This window comes from Flavobacterium macacae, assembly GCF_003865365.1.
In the GTDB taxonomy this organism is placed as follows: Bacteria; Bacteroidota; Bacteroidia; order Flavobacteriales; family Flavobacteriaceae; genus Flavobacterium; species Flavobacterium macacae.
The window spans coordinates 690-2,799 of record NZ_RQVR01000042.1 but is presented as its reverse complement, the minus strand read 5'-3'; the positions used below and the strand labels follow the sequence as shown (position 1 = coordinate 2,799).

Genomic DNA, 2,110 nt, shown 5'->3' with positions numbered 1-2,110 from the left:
TTATTTCCTGACGGCAGGTTATGTCTTCCAGCTTTCAGAAAGCGTGAAGTTCAAACCTTCGGCAATGCTTAAGTCTGCCTTCCAAGCGCCAGCCTCACTTGACGCGTCAGCAAACTTCCTTTTCAATGATAAATTCGAGATCGGTGCGACTTACAGGCTTGATGATTCGTTCGGAGCGATGGTCAACTATGCGATCACGCCCAACCTGAGAATAGGATATGCTTATGACCACATCGTTTCTGACCTAGACGTTACCACGCCTTCGTCGCACGAGGTTATCCTGCTTTTCGACTTGAACTTCCCGAAGAAGGTATCCCGTTCACCAAGATATTTCTAACCTAAAAGAGACACACCAACAATGAAGAAAATATATATCACACTAAGCCTGCTTGCAGGGATGTCCCTTGCGGCGCAGAATAAGGACAGCGAGAAGGCGGACAAGCTTTTCTCGAGGTTCGAGTACGTGGATGCTGCCACTGAATACCAGAAGCTGGTGGACGCAGGCAAGTCAGACGCCTACGTTTACAGACAGCTTGCTGACAGCTACTATAATGTTTACAATTCAAAGGAAGCGATCAAATGGTATGCCAAGGCAACAGAAAGCACACAGGATTCGGAGACATATTTCAAGTATGCCCAGATGCTGAAAGCAGAAGGAAGGTATGAGGAGGCAAATGTTCAGATGAAGAAATTCGCCGGGCTTGTACCAAGTGACCAAAGGGCGATTTCATTCTTGAAAGACCCAAACTACGTTCCCAAGCTGAAGAGCCAGACGAAACTTTTTGATGAGGTGGCACTTGGTCTGAACAGCGGCAACTCTGATTTCGGAGCGGTGCTTACGGACGACAACACGCTTTATTTTACAAGTTCGAGAAACAAGTCAAGAAAGACTTACGGATGGAACGACGAGCCTTATCTTGACATCTATAAGGCGACTTACAATGCCAACGGCACGTTCAGTGAGCCAGTTGCTGTAAGCGAGTTGAACACGAAATTCCACGATGGTCCATCGAGCGTGAGCGCAGACGGCAACACGATCTACTTCTCAAGCGAGAGCTTCAAGGAAGGGGATTTTGAGAAAGACAAGAAAAAAGACATCAAGGTGGGCCAGGTATACCTTTTCAAGGCGACCAAGGATGGCGATAAATGGGCTAATGTGAAAGCGCTTCCGTTTAACAGCAAGGAGTTCTCCACAGGAAACCCGAGCCTGTCGAAAGACGGCAAGACGCTTTACTTCTCCTCAAACAGGCCGGGATCTCTTGGCGGAAACGACATTTGGAAAGTTGCCGTGAATGGTGACGGAAGCTACGGCGATCCAGAGAACTTGGGAGTGAAGGTAAACACAGAAGGAAATGAGAACTTTCCTTTCATCACGGAGGACAACATTCTTTATTTCGCATCAGACGGTAAGAAAGGCTTTGGAGGACTTGACATTTTTCGCGTTGACCTTTCAAAGGGAGGCGAGGCCGAAAACCTTGGCGAGCCAGTAAATACGTCTAAGGACGACTTCGCCTTCTCATTCAACAAGACCAAGAACGTCGGTTTCTTCTCCAGCAACAAGACCGGAAAAGATAAGATCTATCAAGCAAATCCGGTTTGTGGAGTTCAAGCGATTGCAACAGTTAAGAATGCAAAGACTGGAGCTGTTTTATCTGGAGCTAGAGTTGCGATCTTAGATGACAAGAAAAATGTTATCGAGACAAGGACTTCCGGTGAAGACGGAATGGTTTCTTATAACGTTGATTGTAACAAAGCTTACTCTTTTCAAGTTGCAAAAGATGGATATGAGAGCAATACTTTTGCAGTAGCTAAAACAAACGGCGGTATTGTGAATGTTGCAGCTGACTTGGAACCGATTGATGTTATCGTGACTGAAAAAGAGATTATTTTAAAAGAGATTTTCTTTGAATTCAACAAGTCTAATATTACTCAAGAAGGTGCTTTTGAATTGGACAAATTGGTTCAAGTGATGAAGAACAATGACCAACTTGTTATTATGGCAAAAGGGCATACGGATAACAGAGGAAGTGACCAATATAACTTAAACTTGTCTGATAGAAGAGCGAAAGCGACTGTTCAGTATGTAATTTCGAAAGGAATTCCTTCAAGC

2 protein-coding genes are annotated in these 2,110 nt (G+C 44.9%); both read left to right on the top strand.

Translation table 11 applies throughout. The annotated features are described in order from the left end of the window. Positions 1-337 (top strand): type IX secretion system membrane protein PorP/SprF (locus EG849_RS15385; RefSeq protein ID WP_125014308.1); only part of this gene is annotated, 337 nt, incomplete at its 5' end. Between the two features lie 156 nt (positions 338-493). Then, positions 494-2,110, top strand: a 1,617-nt coding sequence (locus tag EG849_RS15380) for an OmpA family protein (RefSeq protein ID WP_317125221.1), incomplete at its 3' end; no start/stop codon positions are given.